Below are 14,952 nucleotides of genomic sequence, written 5' to 3' on the forward strand. Positions count from 1 at the left end.
CGACCCCAGACAGCACCAGACGTATCGGGGTGGTACTGCCACGGTTTGAGATGCTGAGAGCATAGACCAGTATGGTCACGATTATCGCGCCGGCCAGAGCTGCCCAGATATATGTTTCAATGGAATGCCATCCAAGCACGCCGACAGAAAGGATCACGAAGAAGGCTGCACCGGCATTGACGCCGAGAATACCCGGATCGGCCAGCGGATTGCGGGTCGCTGCCTGTATCAGTGCACCGGAAACGCCAAATGCAGAGCCGCATAGCACTGCCAGAAGTGCGCGGGGCAGGCGATAATCACGGATGACAAGATGGTCGGCGAGATCGGCATTGTACGCGACAAAACTGTCTACGGCGACGGCCGGCGTGATCGGGCGAACACCCAATATCAGGCTGGCCATAAACAAGATGGTGAGAAGGGCACAGCCAGCCAGCAACCATGGACATGGTTGCCGTATCCAGTGCTGTGGTTTCGTGCCAATCACAGGTGTCGCCGCATCGATGAACGTCATATGCGGGCCTGTCCCTCAATCCAGTATCCCACGGCATCGATGCGCTTCTTGTCAAAACCCAGCACGTCACGGAAATGCGCTCGGCACACGGAAACAGCCTTGGCTTCACCGGCAATGTAAATATAGCCCGGTCCGTCTGGAAGAGCATGAATGTTACCCGCGATCCGCGGCAATTCGGTATGGCCGGGTCGTGTGGGTTTCAGGCCGTGGCAGGCGTGCCAGGTAATCGTTGCATTTGCCCCTGTGTTGAACTGCTGGCGATCGTCATCAGATGGCACTTCAACATGAATGATCGCAGGAAACCCGATAGGCAGCTCTTCCAGCACGCGCCCGACAGCCGGCAGACCGGTGATGTCGGTCAGCATCATCAACCACTGCGCAGTTTTTGGAAACCAGAAACGCCCTTCCGGATTGCAGATGCCAACGATGTCGCCCACCTCGGCATTGATCGCCCAGCCTGCTGCTACGCCACCCTCATGCACGACAATATCGATTACCATTTCGCAGGTGACGGGGTTCCAATTGCGCACAGTGTAGGGACGGCTGGGGCAATGTTGCGAACCGTCGGGACGGCCCCATTTTCCGTTTTCCATCAATACAGGGATGGTGACTGGCGTATTTGCATCCGGTCGCAACGCCAGACGGACCCACTCATCCGGATGGCCGCTTGCAATCAACCGTTCACCACCATCCACTTTGAGGACAGTGCGGATCATCGATGGTGTCAGGCGCTCTACGGCAATCGTTTTGGCAAGGAAGTAATCTTCAACATAAGGTGCGTGATCGTGATCATCATGCTCATCGAAGACAAGGGTATCTGCTGTCATGTCAATCTCCATTGGCGCGCCGGGCGGCTTCGGCCAGGCGCGGAACAAATCTTGGAAAGCCGTAGGGAATGGAAAGTACGCTGAGCGCTGAGGTCGACCAGATGTCGATGGCATCTTCGAGCGCGACATAGGAATGGCGGCGAACTGCGGGCAAGCGGTTGAATAGTGGCTGCGCCTCCGCTGCCGCGCGGGCACCGGAACCGTACCACATGATCAAAATGTCAGAGTCGATCATCTCAACTGTTTCAAGGCTGACGGACGCGGAGCGCCGCCCATGCCGTTGCGCGGCCAAGGCTTCAATGCCGGATGACGGGCGAAGACCGAGTTCCTGCAGCAGTTCGATACGCGGGTCTGATGGCAGGTAGACACCAATTTCCGATGAACCCGGATTGTACGTGCCAAATACAAATGACTTTCCTTGCAGCTTGTCATGGGTGGCTGCCAGAGATCGTAAAAAGCCAGTGGTGTTTTCGACAAGCGCGTCTGCGCATTCAGCCTGCCCAAGTGCAAGTCCCGTCATCCGGGTCTGTTCGCGCCAATCTGCCTGCCAGGGGCCTGAGCGATATACGACAGTTGGCGCAATGCGCGACAGTCGGGCATAGGCTTTTGCGCCAATGCCCGAAAAGACACCAAGGATCAGGTCCGGTTTTAACACTGCTATCTGTTCGTAATTAAAATCACCGGACAGCAGATGTGGCTCGGCATTTCCGATCTTGTCTTCAACCCAGGGAAATATCTCCCCCTCGAACAATGCGCGCCTTGGCATGGCAACTGGTATGGAACCCAGAGCAACGACGGCGTCTTCGCCATTCCAGCCCAGTGTGACGATACGGGTTGGCTGGCGTGGTATCGTGACATTTCCCAATGCATGCGAAACCGTCAGCGGGAAAGCCGACGTGTTGAAAGCTGCTGCATGGGCTTGATGTGATGATGCAACAATCAGTGAAACTGATAGCGATTGCAGCAACCGGCGCCGTGTCATGAGCTCTGGCATGGGAGGGGAAACCTTACACAGTCTTGAAAAAACGATCCGCCACCTTCGAATGGTGGCGGATCGCCGGTGATCAGAAGGTACGCTTCAGCGTGACTGTTGCAGCGCGCCCGTCGCCGTAGAAAACCGAGTCATAGAAACCCATTGTTCGGTAATAGCGCTTGTCGAAAACGTTGGAGACATTCACCTTCAGGCTGGTCTGTTCGTCGAACTCATAGCTCGCCATCAGATCGAACACGGCGTAGGGATCCTGCGTGATGCTGGCTGGCGTGGAGGAATAGTTGGCAAGGTTTTCCGTCTTGCTCTGCCAGCGCATGGCACCACCGATCGTCAGGCCGTCGAGTACGCCGGTCAGTTCATAGGTGCTACCGAGTTTCAGAACAGATTGTGGTTGGAAGGTTTGTACCTTGTTGCCTAGATTGTCTTTTGACGATCGGTAGGTAAAGCCACCAAACACATTCCAGCCGTCGAGAACCTCGCCCGCGACTTCAAGCTCGAAGCCGCGCGTCGTGGTGCCGTCGATTGATCGGTAATAGGAGCGCTGTGTGACAGCGTCATATCCGACATATTCGGCCAGATCCTTCTGGTTGGTCTGGAAAATTGCGGCAGAGGCTTTCAGGCGATCATCAAGGAATGAGCCTTTCAATCCGACCTCATAGTTGTGGCCATAGACCGGATCGAGATACTTGCCGTTGATGTCTTCAAACTGCTGCGGCTTGTAGATGCTGGTGTAGCTCGCATAAGCTGTCAACTGGTCGGTCAGTTCGTAGCTTACGCCGGCATAGGGTGAAACAACGCCTGAGAACTTATAGTCGTAGAAATTATAGGTGTTGTCGTTGAACCCATCCCAGTAATTGACGCGAGCACCGAGGGTGATGGCAAGCTGGTCTGTCGCGTTGATGCGGGTAGCACCGTAGATTGCTGCCTGGCGCACTTCCGTGTCCCATGTTGCCATCGGTGTGGTGCTCCACACCGGAGCGGCGTAGGATGGGTCCCAGTTGAACACGTCGCCGACCGTTGCCATGGCACCTGTCGGCGCATAACGGTCAATATGTCCCTTGGCTTGTGACGCGTAGGCACCCACAACGAATTCATGCGTTTGGCCAAACAGTTCGTAATCACCATTCAGGCGAGCATTAAGTGCGTGTTGTTCACGCTCACCGATAAAATGCGCACCAAGTGCGCTGAGGCCGAGACCGGTGGTCGGATCCGGGTTGCCGTAAAGAAATAGAAGAGGGGCATCGAACTTGTTCTTCTGATAGGAATAGGAAACATGCGCTTCCCAACCATTGTCGAACGTATGGTCGATTGACGAGAAGATATCGGTGGCAACCGTGTCCCAGCCGGTCCAGTCGGTGCCAAGGCCGGAGCCTTTCGCCCAGTCAATCAGTTCACCATTGTTGTTGAAAGCTGGCAATCCACCCCACATCGTGCCTTCGGCGTTTGTTTCCTGGCGGCTTGCACCGATGGTGACGCGCGTTGAATCGCCAACATCCGCCTCAACGACACCGTAGAAGACATTCTTGTCGTTGCTGTAGAAGTCAATCGTGTCTTCCTTGGTTTGCAAGGCGCCGACAAATCGACCACGCACACTGCCGTCACTGTTCAACGGTCCGGAGAGGTCAAGTTCTGTTCGGTAATTCTGATTGGTGCCGATAAGGCCGGTAATCGAACCCTGAAACTCGTCAGTTGGCCGCTTGCGAATGAAGTTGATCGAAGCGCCGGGTTCACCAACGCTGGTCAACAGGCCGGTGGCACCACGAACCACCTCAACGTGATCGTAGATGATCGTATCGGCAACACCGTCGCCATACTGGTATGTCGCATCCAGCGTGGTTGGAACGCCATCATATTGGTAGTTGTCGATCACAAAACCGCGTGAATAGAAATTGAAACGGTCAGTTTCAGCCTGATTGGTGGTGATGCCGGTGGCATTTTCGAGGACATCCTTAATGGAGTTCTCGTTGCGATCGTCCATCATCTGCCGGGTCACGACACTGGTCGATTGCGGTGTGTCTTTTTGTGAAAGGGCCAGTCCGTTTGCCGTACGCATCCAGTCCGCCGTATAGGCGCCTGTGCCTTCGGTAACCGCACCCTGTGTCTGAACAGTGATGGTGTCCAGCACGGTTGATCCATCGGAGCGAAGGGCAGCTCCGTCGGTCGTGCCGGGAACGTTCAACGATACCCGGTTGGCGCTCGAAAACGTGTAGGACACACCGGTGCCTGCCAGAAGACGCGACAGTGCCTCTTCATTGGAATAGCTGCCGCTCACAGCGGCACTTCTCAGACCGCTGACACGTGAGACATCGTAAAACACCTGAATGCCGGATCGATCCGCAAAGGCAAGAATGGCGCTGTTGAGGTTCTGGGCTGGGATGTTAAAGGCAACATTTCCACGTGCCGAAACAGCCGCGCCCGTATTTTCCTGGGCAGAGGTAGTGCTTACGGTGCAGGCAAGGCCACATAACAGCGCTATCGCACTGACAGATGCGCTCAGTCCCTTTGTTGGTCTCGAGCCTTGCCGTTTGCCCAAGTGCCTTGATTGCGTCCCCATTCGAAATGCCCTTTCATCGATTTTACGCATTCCAGCAAGAGCCCCTCTCACTGGTCGGCAAATAAGACGAATCCGGTCATGTTTCCGGTAAGGGATTTCGGATTTTTTCTGATAAATCGCGTAATATACTGTTATTAAATATAATTTTTATATTGGATTAATAGATTACGGTCAGAAGCGGAGGCGCGGATGCCGAATGAGCGCCAAGCTCTCGGACAATCACGGCGAGGCTGTCACCGAGGTCATCCGTGGAAAAGACACCACTCACCTGGCGTTGTGCGAGCGCACTGTTCGAAATGATAATCCGGCCGTGGCGATAGCGATTAAGTTCAGCAACAACATCAGCCAGTGGCACGCTATCAAAGATCAAGCGCCCTCGACGCCACGCTGCCGTCATATCCGTGCTTGTGTTGTGCACGGCTCCGAGACCGGTTTTGTCGGAGTAGCGGATTTTCTGACCCGGCGACAATGTAACGCCTCCGGTACTGTCGGTATCACCAAGGGTGACCCGTACATCGTGTTCAACGACGGTGACCTCAACTGCATCTGACAGCTTGTTGACGGCAAACTGCGTTCCAAGCGCTGTCGCGGTGCCTGTGTCGCCTTCGACCACGAATGGCCGTGTTTCCTGGGCGGTTTTCGGTGCTGCGGTAAAATATGCAGCGCCTTCGAGCAATTTGACACGCCGCTCCTTATCATTGAAGGCAAGCGCAATCGCGCTTCCCGAGGCGAGGTCGACCTTGGTGCCGTCTGCAAGTGTTATCGTGCGAGTTTCGCCGGGGGCGGTCTGATAATCGGCTGTCAGTGTTGTTGCCAGATTGCCGTACCACAAGGTTGCAACGAAGGCAGACATAACAAGACAGATGGTAAGCAGGCCAACAATGACGCCCGAACGAAGGAAGTGTCTGCTGGCAGATGAGCGCACCGCCCGATAGGGTGGCGTAGCGTCGATGCTGAACGCATCTGGCATCAGAATGGACTTTGCAGATTGCAGGCCGGCAAGATCGCCCCAGGTTTTTTCCGCAAAATCATATGCCTTGCGATGTCGCTCGCTTTGCGCGCACCATTGATCGAAGAGGACGCGATCGTGCTGGGAAACGCGCTCGTCACCGAGGCGGATCACCCACTCAGCCGCTTCGGCTTCGATCTGTTCTTTATCGTCCTGTATTCCCACGTTTTGGTCCATGTCGGGGTCTGAATTATGTTGTCCAAGAAATAAGACGGGCGGCAGCGTCAAATCAGTAACGCATCGGCAGTTTTATTTATTGCGGGCGAATCCTCTGGGTCACGTAAAGCAGTGCCTTGGCGAGGTGTTTTTGCACAGCGCTCTCTGAAATGCCAAGCCGTTCTGCCGTTTGTGCGTAGTTCAAGCCATCGATGCGGTTCAACACAAACACCTCTCGCGTGCGTTCCGGAAGCTCCTTCACGATCGCGGTAAGGCGTTCAAGTGTTTGCCGTGCAGAGGCTTCCTCCTCCTGAGAAGGTCGATCGTCTGCGAAGGCGACCAGCGCTTCATTGGGGGTGGTATCTGTTTTCCGACGCGCCATCTGGCGGGTATGGTCGACGGCAAGATTGTGTGCTGTTCGATAGAGATAGGAGCGCGCATGCTCGACGGAGGCGTTGCCTTTTTCGGTTTGCTCGGCAAAGCGCAAAAAGGCTTCCTGTGTCAGGTCGGCAGCCACCTCAGGGTCCCGCAGCTTGGAAGTGAGATAGGCCTGTAGTTCACGCCGGTGCGCGAGAAAAAGCCCCTTGAGCGTTTTGTTCGTCACGAAATGCGCGCCGGTCCAGTCAAAGATTGTTGACTTCAACTATCCGCTTTTGAGCGTGGGTGCAACAAGTGCAGATTTGGGAGTTTTGCCTACGCGGTCGATCTTCAGCCGCCGGGTAGGCAGTCGCCATCCTATTTTTCCAGAAGCTTCATTTCCGCTTTGATTGCGCCGCTGAAGTACCATCCCAGCAAACGTTTTGGCATGTTACGCATGATGATATTGCGAAGTTTGAAGGCGAAATTGCTTTGCGGAATGAAAACGGCCGCCAACTTGCGGCTACGCGCCTGTAGGCGTGCGAGGATAGGACGTAGCCACTGTTCGTGGACTGCCAGTGCAGCCGGCAGATCAGGTGCTGATAGCTGGGGCTTTTTCGGCATTCAGTCAACGCCCGTCATACAGTGCTAATATTGCGCCAGACGGCCCGGTTCTCGCGACGAGACGAAACTTGTGCCGTCTTGTCATTGAACATTCATACACGCTTCAAGAAACTGTCGCTTGCGATTGCTAATTCGCTCTCATTGCAATTTTGTTTGCAGAGGAGATGCAGATGTCACGGAAATTACAGAGCGCAGTTGCAGCAGGCATATTCAGCCTTATTGCCAGCGTTGGTGCAGCCGAAGCCGCCACGACGGTCAAATTCTGGCACAGTTTCAACAAATCCAACGGTCAGGCGCTGGACAAGATCATCGCCAATTTCGAGGCGGCCAATCCGGATATCGATGTCGAGGCCGAGTTTGTCGGCAATTACAACGACATTACTGCCAAACTGCAGGCGGCCATTCCGGCACGCCGTGCACCGGACGCCGTTATCCTTGAGGTGACCCGTTACGGCCTGTTTGCCAACAACAATATCCTCACCGATTTGACGCCCTATTTTGACGCTGATCCATTGAAGGCCGATCTCTACGATTACGCCAAGGAAGTTGGCGTCATCAACGGCAAGAACTATGTCGTGCCGTTCAATTCTTCCACGCCGGTTCTTTATTTCAACAAGGACATTTTCACCCGCGCCGGCCTGCCAGCCGATACGCCGTTGAAGACATTTGATGAAATCATGACTGCTGCAAAAACTGTCAGTGAAAAGCTGGGTTCGGAAGGCATTTCGGGCATTGCAGCCCCTGGCCAGTTTGCCCGTTGGGGTCTGGTCATGGCGAATGACAGCGAGCTGGTTGATCCGATGAGCGGCGAAATTCTGCTCGACAAACCAAACACCATCGAAGCCTATCAGTGGATGGCATCTCTGGTGCACGAGAACAAGGTTGCTTCGCCCGATGGTGTGACGGAAGAAGACAATGGACGTGATGCTTTCCTGGCGAAAAAGGTTGGCATGATGTTCAACTCGACCGGCAATTACGGTGAGGCCAAAAAGGCCCTTGGCGACAATCTGGTCGTTCGTCCAATGCCTTGCAACAAGGCGTGCTCGGTTCCAATCGGTGGCGCTGGCATTGGCATCATGGCCACTTCGCCAAAGGACGTACAGGACGCGGCCTACAAATTCGTCAGCTATGCGGCGTCGCCGGAAGCCAACGCCATCTGGTTTGCGGCCACCGGTTATCTGCCGATCAACAAGAAGAGCGCGGAGCTTCCTGTTGCCAAGGAAGCCTTGGCAACACAGCCAGGCATCGATGTTGCCATCGATTCCCTGCCCAATGCACATGGCCGTGCACGAACAACTGTTGTCACCTGGATGCGCACCACGGAATACAAGATGTGGCAGGCCATGGCGCTTGGTCAGCGCGGGGTTGACGAGACGATGAAGGACTTCGCTGAGCAGACGCGCGCAGAAGAAAAGCGCGTCGGTAACTGATCCTCCTTCAGGGATGTCGGCGGGCGGGTTGCGACCCGTGCCGCCGACACGGTTTTATGGTCATGCTACGCAAACTCACTCCCTATTTCTTTGTGGCGCCGCTTATGATTTCCATCGCGGTTTTCACCTATATCCCGATCCTGGCGAGCCTTAATCTCAGCGTCCGGGAATGGAACTTCCTGTCACCCGACATGCCCTTTGTTGGCCTGCGCAATTATGAGCAATTGCTGGCGTCACGCGAATTGTGGAATTCGCTGTGGGTCACGACAGTTTTTGCCGTGTTGTCAGTGCCGCTGCGACTTGGGCTGGCGCTTGTTATTGCCGGTTATCTCGTGCGTGAATCCGTTCATTCACGTCTGCTGCGCGGTGCGCTGTTCCTGCCATCGGTCACCTCAACCGTGTCGATTGCCGTGGTGTTTTCCTGGATATTCTCCACCGATTACGGCATGGTCAACGCGATCCTCGGTATCGTCGGGATCGGCAAGGTACAGTGGCTACAGGACCCCTATCTGGCACTTTGGGTTCTGATCTTCGTCAATACCTGGAAACAGCTCGGATACGATATTGTCATCTACATTGCCGGGTTGCAGGCCATCCCGCGTGAGCTTTACGACGCCGCCTCTGTCGATGGCGGTCGCCGTATGCACGTCTTTCGCCGCATCACGCTGCCGCTGGTCATGCCAACGACCTATTTCCTTCTGGTCATTTCGGTCATTGAGGCATTCCAGGTCTTCACCATTGTCAACGTGATGACCAAGGGTGGCCCGGCCGGTGCAACCGACATGCTTGTCAATCTTCTCTATGAGATTGGTTTTGTCCTGTTCGATATCGGACGCGGTTCTGCACTCGCGGTGTTGCTGTTCGTGCTGCTTGTCGCGCTTGCAATCCTCAAATCCCGCATCATTGGCAGGAAGGTGCATTATGAAGCCTGAAAACCCCATTCTGGCGGGCATCGCGCTGGTTGCCGGCCTGCTGTTTCTGTCGCCGGTTCTTTATTCGATCTGGATCTCGTTCCAGACGTCAGATGCCTATTATGCCGGGGAAATCGCCTTTACCCTCGACAATTACGGACGCGCCGTCGGTCAGTACAATTTCGCACGGTATCTGCTCAACAGCCTGATCGTGTCGGGCATGGTCACGCTGTTGGGCATCAGCTTTGCGACGATGGCTGCTTATGCTTTTGCCCGCTTTACCTTCCCAGGCAACAATCTGCTGTTTGGCGCTACGGTGGCGACACTGATGATCCCAAGCCATATCAGCCTCATTCCCAACTATCTGTCTCTGGCCAAGGTGGGGCTGCTTGATACCTATGCCGGGCTAATCTTGCCGGCGATTTCCAATGGTTTTGCGGCATTTTTCCTGCGGCAATATATTCGTGGCATTCCCAAAGCACTTGATGAAGCCGCCTATATGGACGGGGCAAAACCACTGCAGGTACTGTGGCGTATCATCGTGCCACTGTCACGTCCGGCCATCGCATCAATGGCCCTCTATATCTTCATGACAGAGTGGAACAGTTACATCTGGCCGCTGGTGGCTGTCGGCAAACAGGACCTCTACACATTGCAGGTGGGGCTGGCCCGTCTTTACCGTACCAATCCCGGCGAGGGGCTGGTCGACTGGCCACTTGTGATGGCGGCTTCGACCATCACCATCCTGCCTGTTCTCCTCGGTTTCCTTCTGGTGGAGCGCCATCTCGTGCGCGGCATCACCATGGGCGCCGTCAAATAAATCAAGGACATCTTATATATGACACGTATCGCATCACACCGCGGTGGCACGCTCGAATTTGGTGACAGCACACCGCAGGGTTTCACGGCCACATCACAGATGGCGCTCGAGGAAGTGGAGTTTGACGTTCACCCGACCCTGGACAGTGCCATTGTCGTGCACCATGACGCGACGCTGGACGCCACGACGGATACCAGCGGCACCATCGCGCAGATGACACTTGCGCAGATCCGTAAGGCGACAATCCGCTACAGCGCTGGCGGCCATCCCATGACGCTGGAAGAACTTTGCACGCTTTACGCTGACAGCACAGTCAATTTCCGCTGCGAAATAAAGCCCGATGCTGACGGCATGCCCTATGGCGATTTCGTGCACCGCGTCATCTCTGTTCTGCGCCAACATGGAATGCTGGAGCGCACGGTCTTTTCATCGTTTCTTGTCCGCTCAATGGATGAAATCGCGCAGGCAACAGATCGTCCACGGCTCTGGCTCGTCAGCCCGTCGGTTCTGCGCCAACTGGGCGCTGATGCGGTTATCGAAGTGGCGAAGGCCCATGCGATTGGTGAAGTCGGTATTCACATCGACACAACAGATGCTGCACTGAAAGACCTCTTCCAGTCCGCAGGTATCGAATTCGGCTGCTGGGCAGCGCATACGTCAGAGCAGATCACTAAGGCACTTAATCTTGGCGTCAAGGTTTTCACGACCGACCGCCCGACGCTGGCAATTGCCATTCGCGACAGCCATCAGGGAGGGCGCAGGGCATGAGTGGCATCTCACTTCAGGATATCCGTAAATCCTATCCCAATGGCCCGCGCATTCTCCACGGCGTATCGCTGGACATCAAGGCAGGTGAGTTTGTGGTCATTGTCGGGCCGTCCGGTTGCGGCAAGTCGACCTTGCTGCGGTTGATTGCCGGGCTTGATCGCTGCGAAGAAGGCAGGATCGAAATCGGTGGCAGGCTGGCCAATGATCTGGCGCCGCAGGATCGCGATATCGCGATGATCTTTCAGAACTATGCGCTTTATCCGCATATGACCGTGCGAGAAAATATCGCATTCGGGCTGGAACTGCGCGGTGTGAAAAAGGCAGAGCGGAACGAAAGGGCCAGCGACGTCGCCCGGATGTTGCAGCTTGAGCCCTATCTGGACCGTAAACCGGCAGCGCTGTCCGGCGGCCAGCGTCAACGCGTTGCGATGGGTCGTGCCATGGCCCGCAATGCCGCGATCTTCCTGATGGATGAACCCTTGTCCAACCTCGACAATGCGCTCCGCATCACCATGCGTACGGAAATCAAGGAACTGCATCGGCAGCTGGGCGCGACGATCATCTATGTCACACATGACCAGACAGAAGCGATGTCTCTGGCAGACCGCGTTGCCGTGATGAAGGATGGTCATCTGCAGCAATTTGATCGCCCCGATGTGATTTATGACAGGCCGCGCAACCGTTTCGTGGCAAGTTTTCTTGGCGTGCCGCCCATCAACTTTCTTGATGCAGATGCATTGCCGGGGCTGGAAAACGCCAGGGGTTTTACCGTGGGTCTGCGGCCGGAACTGCTGACGGTCCACGCAACAAACCCAGGCGGTGCAACCTTGCGCGCACGGTTGCTGATGTCGGAGATGACCGGATCGGACATGTTGCTTCATTGCGAAAGCCAAGCCGGCCGGTTGACTGTAACGGCGGCGCGGCGGGATATACCTGAAAACACAGATGAATTCTGGGTGTCCTGCGATCTCGACCGTGCGCTGTTTTTCGATGGCCAGAGTGGTGACCGCGTCGGTCTCATCAATGGTCACCGTGTCGCTGCGGTTGGGGGGTAACAATATGGACAAGCAGGATGCACCGCTTGCATTAAGCGATCTGATCAACCGGCATTCGACGCGGCTAACGGATGCGGATACGCGATTGCTTGACGTATTGATCCAGGATCCTATTCGCGCCGCCATGGAAAATGGCAAGGACGTGTCGTCACGCGCCGGTGTGCATCCGGCGTCTGCCGTCAGACTGGCGCGACGATTGGGCTTCAAGGGGTATCCGGAGTTTCGAAGCTTTCTGCAGTCGAGCCTGACGGAAGGTGGCAATGACTTTGAAAGCCCGGCTGCCCGCATGGCGGCACGGCTGGTCAAGGCCGAAGACAATGGTCTTTTGGCATCGCTGCTCGACAGTGAAATTGCTGCCCTTCAACAGGCACGCAACAGCGTGTCGGATGCCGACATTCGCGCCTTTTCGACGGCACTGCGCGACAGCCGCAAGATATTCCTGTTCGGGCGCGGTCATTTTGCAGCCCTTTGTTCGTTGATCACGCTTCGTCTTAACCGCTCGGGATATCAGACGGTTGATCTCGGCAATCAGTTGCATCAGTTGCCGGAGCTGCTGTCGACCCTGGCCGCAGACGACGTTGTCTGGCTTTTGTCATTTCGCAGGGCACCGGCACTGTTGCAGGAAGTGCGCGATGTTGCGGTAAATTGCGGAGCAACGACGCTGGCGATCACCGATGTTGGCGGTACACGCATCGATCCTGCACCGGATCACCAGATCCTTGTGTCACGCGGTGAACCGGGTGAATCCCAGTCGCTGGTCGTGCCAATGACGATTGCCAATGCCGTTATTCTCGATCTCGCATCAATCGATAATGGCCGGTCGATCAAGGCGCTCAACGCGTTCCGTTCCTTCCGGGCGGCAGCGCGATTTACCACCGGCTGACCTTTTCAATGTGCCCTATCACGGGATTGTGACCGATGATGAGGCAGACGCAGTTCTGGCGCAGGAAAACCGGTCAAATCGCCTTTTGATCCAAGTCGTTGTCGAAGTTCGCGCTGTAATTGTGGCCTCCCGACCACCCTGGATTTCGAGCGGCAGATGATGCGGCGTAACGAAAATCAAGGGTCTGGTCTGGCGTTGCGCGGTGTACGTGTTATATGCGTTTTCCTGAGGAACCCTGATTATGCCAGACGAAGCCGACGACGGCGACAGTACTGATCGACACCGAATGACCGCGACCCGCTTGGGCGCGGCGTCGCTTTTCCTCGACTCTAAAATCGATATTTCCATTATCCCCGTGCCGTTTTCGGTGCGGTTTTCTGCGTTTATCAACGTCATCAACAGAAGGATTGGCCTGCCCCTGAAGGGCGGTCTCTATACTCTATGATATTCGAATGGATGTCCGATCCTGCCGCTTGGGCGGGACTAGCCACCCTAATCGTCCTCGAGATCGTTCTCGGCATCGACAACCTCGTCTTTATCGCCATTCTGGCAGACAAACTTCCCGAACATCAACGTGAGAAGGCTCGATTGATCGGCCTCAGCCTGGCGCTGGGTATGCGCCTTGTGTTGCTGGCTTCGATCGCCTGGATTGTAACGTTGACGGCGCCGCTGTTTACCGTGGCTGGCATGGAAATTTCCGGCCGTGACCTCATCCTCATCCTTGGTGGTGTGTTCCTGTTGTTCAAGGGAACCATGGAACTGCATGAGCGGCTTGAGGGCCATACGGAACGCAAGGAAGGCCGGGTCCAGCATGCCATTTTCTGGCAGGTTCTGGTCCAGATCGTCGTTCTTGATGCCGTCTTCTCGCTTGATAGTGTCATCACCGCCGTTGGCATGGTGAAGGAACTGTCGATCATGATGACCGGTGTCATCGTGGCGATGGCCGTCATGATGCTGGCCTCCAAACCGTTGATGGCATTCGTGTCGAAACATCCGACCGTGGTTATCCTATGCCTTGGTTTCCTGATGATGATCGGTTTCTCGCTGATCGTTGAAGGCCTTGGTTTCCATATCCCGAAGGGTTACCTCTACGCGGCAATCGGCTTCTCGGTGCTTATCGAGGCATTCAACCAGGTCGGACGTCGCAACCGCGAACGTTTCATGAGTACGGGAGACCTGCGTGACCGAACGGCAAGTGCCGTCCTGTCATTGCTGGGTGGCCGCAAGAGTGACACACCGCTTGGTGAAGCCGCTGATGTCATTGCCGACAAGGCGACAGAAAATGAACTGTTCACACCTGTCGAGCATGAGATGATCGAGAGCGTTCTGACGCTGGCCGATCGTCCGGCAAAATCCATCATGACCCCGCGTCGTGATGTGGAGTGGCTTGATATTGAAGACAGCGAAGAAGAGCTGAGAAAACAGATCGTCGAAACCGGCCATTCCCGTTTTCCGATTGGTCGTGGCAGCCTTGACGAGTTTCTTGGCGTGGCACTTGCCAAGGACATGCTGAGAGACCTGCTGGAAACCGGAAAGATCGATTTCGACCGTTCGCTGCGCCAGCCTCTGGTGGTGCATGAAAGCGTCAGTGCCCTCCGCCTGCTGGAGCAATTGCGCCAGTCGCCTCTTCAGGTGGCGATCGTTCTTGACGAATATGGTTCGATGGAAGGTATGGTCACACCAACCGACCTGCTGGAAGCTATTGCCGGTGACTTTGCCGATGATGACGAGGAACAACTGACCGTCGAACGAGAGCATGATGGGGCTTTGCTTGTCGATGGTTGGATTGCTATCCGCCATGTGTCGAAAATCCTCGACATCGATCTGGTCGATGATGCCGACCGATATTCGACCTTGGCCGGTTTGATCCTGTGGCGTCTGGGACATCTGCCGGAAGGCGGCGAGACGGTCAATTTCGACGGCCTGACATTCGAAGTGGTGGCCATGGATGGCCGCAACATCGACAAGGTCAGAATTCGTGCCATGGATGGCGAAATCAAGGGTGCGACTGTTCCGGCATTGTAATGACAGTTGCCTTAGGGCACCTTTCCTCTGC

The 14,952-nt window shown here is 55.5% G+C and carries 15 protein-coding genes; 8 read left to right on the forward strand and 7 right to left on the reverse strand.

Annotated features, from left to right (window positions below; all coding sequences use genetic code 11):
* The 7 genes from RT613_RS07455 to RT613_RS07485 all read right to left on the reverse strand — a co-directional run.
* Positions 1-511, reverse strand: a 511-nt coding sequence (locus tag RT613_RS07455) for a FecCD family ABC transporter permease (protein WP_313614202.1), incomplete at its 3' end; no start/stop codon positions are given.
* Positions 508-1,338, reverse strand: coding sequence for a siderophore-interacting protein (locus RT613_RS07460; RefSeq protein WP_313614203.1), 831 nt, complete (start codon positions 1,336-1,338; stop codon positions 508-510). The genes RT613_RS07460 and RT613_RS07455, both read right to left, overlap by 4 nt.
* A 1-nt stretch (position 1,339) precedes the next feature.
* Positions 1,340-2,332, reverse strand: coding sequence for an iron-siderophore ABC transporter substrate-binding protein (locus RT613_RS07465; RefSeq protein WP_313614204.1), 993 nt, complete (start codon positions 2,330-2,332; stop codon positions 1,340-1,342).
* 70 nt (positions 2,333-2,402) lie between these two features.
* Positions 2,403-4,883 (reverse strand): TonB-dependent siderophore receptor, encoded by a 2,481-nt coding sequence (locus tag RT613_RS07470; protein WP_313614206.1) that lies wholly within the window; start codon positions 4,881-4,883, stop codon positions 2,403-2,405.
* A gap of 157 nt (positions 4,884-5,040) precedes the next feature.
* Positions 5,041-6,057 carry a FecR family protein gene (locus tag RT613_RS07475; protein ID WP_313614208.1) on the reverse strand — a complete coding sequence of 339 codons (1,017 nt, stop codon included), beginning with the start codon at positions 6,055-6,057 and terminating at the stop codon, positions 5,041-5,043.
* An 88-nt stretch (positions 6,058-6,145) separates the two neighbouring features.
* Entirely contained in the window at positions 6,146-6,652 is a 507-nt protein-coding gene (locus RT613_RS07480) for an RNA polymerase sigma factor (RefSeq protein ID WP_313614210.1), read from the reverse strand.
* Positions 6,653-6,783: 131 nt separating this feature from the next.
* Complete coding sequence (locus RT613_RS07485; RefSeq protein WP_313614212.1) at positions 6,784-7,029, reverse strand: hypothetical protein; 246 nt, start codon at positions 7,027-7,029, stop codon at positions 6,784-6,786.
* Positions 7,030-7,199: 170 nt separating this feature from the next.
* Here RT613_RS07485 and RT613_RS07490 point away from each other — a divergent pair, with 170 nt between their 5' ends.
* The 8 genes from RT613_RS07490 (at position 7,200) to RT613_RS07525 (ending at position 14,921) form a co-directional block, all read left to right on the forward strand.
* Positions 7,200-8,459 carry an ABC transporter substrate-binding protein gene (locus tag RT613_RS07490; RefSeq protein WP_313614214.1) on the forward strand — a complete coding sequence of 420 codons (1,260 nt, stop codon included), beginning with the start codon at positions 7,200-7,202 and terminating at the stop codon, positions 8,457-8,459.
* Positions 8,460-8,521: 62 nt separating this feature from the next.
* The gene (locus RT613_RS07495; protein ID WP_313614215.1) at positions 8,522-9,391 is read left to right on the forward strand and encodes a sugar ABC transporter permease; all 870 of its coding nucleotides are present in this window, start codon (positions 8,522-8,524) and stop codon (positions 9,389-9,391) included.
* Positions 9,381-10,190: a carbohydrate ABC transporter permease gene (locus RT613_RS07500; protein WP_313614217.1), complete on the forward strand. Its 810-nt coding sequence runs from the start codon at positions 9,381-9,383 to the stop codon at positions 10,188-10,190. Before RT613_RS07495 ends, RT613_RS07500 begins: the two co-directional genes overlap by 11 nt.
* 18 nt (positions 10,191-10,208) lie before the next feature.
* Positions 10,209-10,958, forward strand: coding sequence for a glycerophosphodiester phosphodiesterase family protein (locus RT613_RS07505; protein WP_313614218.1), 750 nt, complete (start codon positions 10,209-10,211; stop codon positions 10,956-10,958).
* Entirely contained in the window at positions 10,955-12,013 is a 1,059-nt protein-coding gene (locus RT613_RS07510) for an ABC transporter ATP-binding protein (protein ID WP_313614219.1), read from the forward strand. Before RT613_RS07505 ends, RT613_RS07510 begins: the two co-directional genes overlap by 4 nt.
* A gap of 4 nt (positions 12,014-12,017) precedes the next feature.
* Entirely contained in the window at positions 12,018-12,896 is an 879-nt protein-coding gene (locus RT613_RS07515) for a MurR/RpiR family transcriptional regulator (RefSeq protein ID WP_313614221.1), read from the forward strand.
* Positions 12,897-13,137: 241 nt separating this feature from the next.
* Positions 13,138-13,341, forward strand: a complete 204-nt coding sequence (locus RT613_RS07520; RefSeq protein WP_313614223.1) for a hypothetical protein — start codon at positions 13,138-13,140, stop codon at positions 13,339-13,341.
* The gene (locus RT613_RS07525) at positions 13,338-14,921 is read left to right on the forward strand and encodes a TerC family protein (RefSeq protein WP_313614224.1); all 1,584 of its coding nucleotides are present in this window, start codon (positions 13,338-13,340) and stop codon (positions 14,919-14,921) included. The genes RT613_RS07520 and RT613_RS07525 overlap by 4 nt, the downstream gene beginning before the upstream one ends.
* Positions 14,922-14,952: the final 31 nt, after the last annotated feature.

Origin of the sequence: Agrobacterium sp. (assembly GCF_032092815.1) — a bacterium.
Taxonomy (GTDB): Bacteria; Pseudomonadota; Alphaproteobacteria; order Rhizobiales; family Rhizobiaceae; genus Agrobacterium.

Excerpts from the sequence above, each read along its gene's own strand:
- RT613_RS07460 (WP_313614203.1), bottom strand. The coding sequence starts at position 1,338 with ATGACAGCAGATACCCTTGTCTTCGATGAGCATGATGATCACGATCAC.
- RT613_RS07465 (WP_313614204.1), bottom strand. The coding sequence starts at position 2,332 with ATGCCAGAGCTCATGACACGGCGCCGGTTGCTGCAATCGCTATCAGTT.
- RT613_RS07470 (WP_313614206.1), bottom strand. The coding sequence starts at position 4,883 with ATGGGGACGCAATCAAGGCACTTGGGCAAACGGCAAGGCTCGAGACCA.
- RT613_RS07485 (WP_313614212.1), bottom strand. The coding sequence starts at position 7,029 with ATGCCGAAAAAGCCCCAGCTATCAGCACCTGATCTGCCGGCTGCACTG.
- RT613_RS07490 (WP_313614214.1), top strand. The coding sequence starts at position 7,200 with ATGTCACGGAAATTACAGAGCGCAGTTGCAGCAGGCATATTCAGCCTT.
- RT613_RS07495 (WP_313614215.1), top strand. The coding sequence starts at position 8,522 with ATGCTACGCAAACTCACTCCCTATTTCTTTGTGGCGCCGCTTATGATT.
- RT613_RS07500 (WP_313614217.1), top strand. The coding sequence starts at position 9,381 with ATGAAGCCTGAAAACCCCATTCTGGCGGGCATCGCGCTGGTTGCCGGC.
- RT613_RS07505 (WP_313614218.1), top strand. The coding sequence starts at position 10,209 with ATGACACGTATCGCATCACACCGCGGTGGCACGCTCGAATTTGGTGAC.
- RT613_RS07510 (WP_313614219.1), top strand. The coding sequence starts at position 10,955 with ATGAGTGGCATCTCACTTCAGGATATCCGTAAATCCTATCCCAATGGC.
- RT613_RS07515 (WP_313614221.1), top strand. The coding sequence starts at position 12,018 with ATGGACAAGCAGGATGCACCGCTTGCATTAAGCGATCTGATCAACCGG.
- RT613_RS07520 (WP_313614223.1), top strand. The coding sequence starts at position 13,138 with ATGCCAGACGAAGCCGACGACGGCGACAGTACTGATCGACACCGAATG.
- RT613_RS07525 (WP_313614224.1), top strand. The coding sequence starts at position 13,338 with ATGATATTCGAATGGATGTCCGATCCTGCCGCTTGGGCGGGACTAGCC.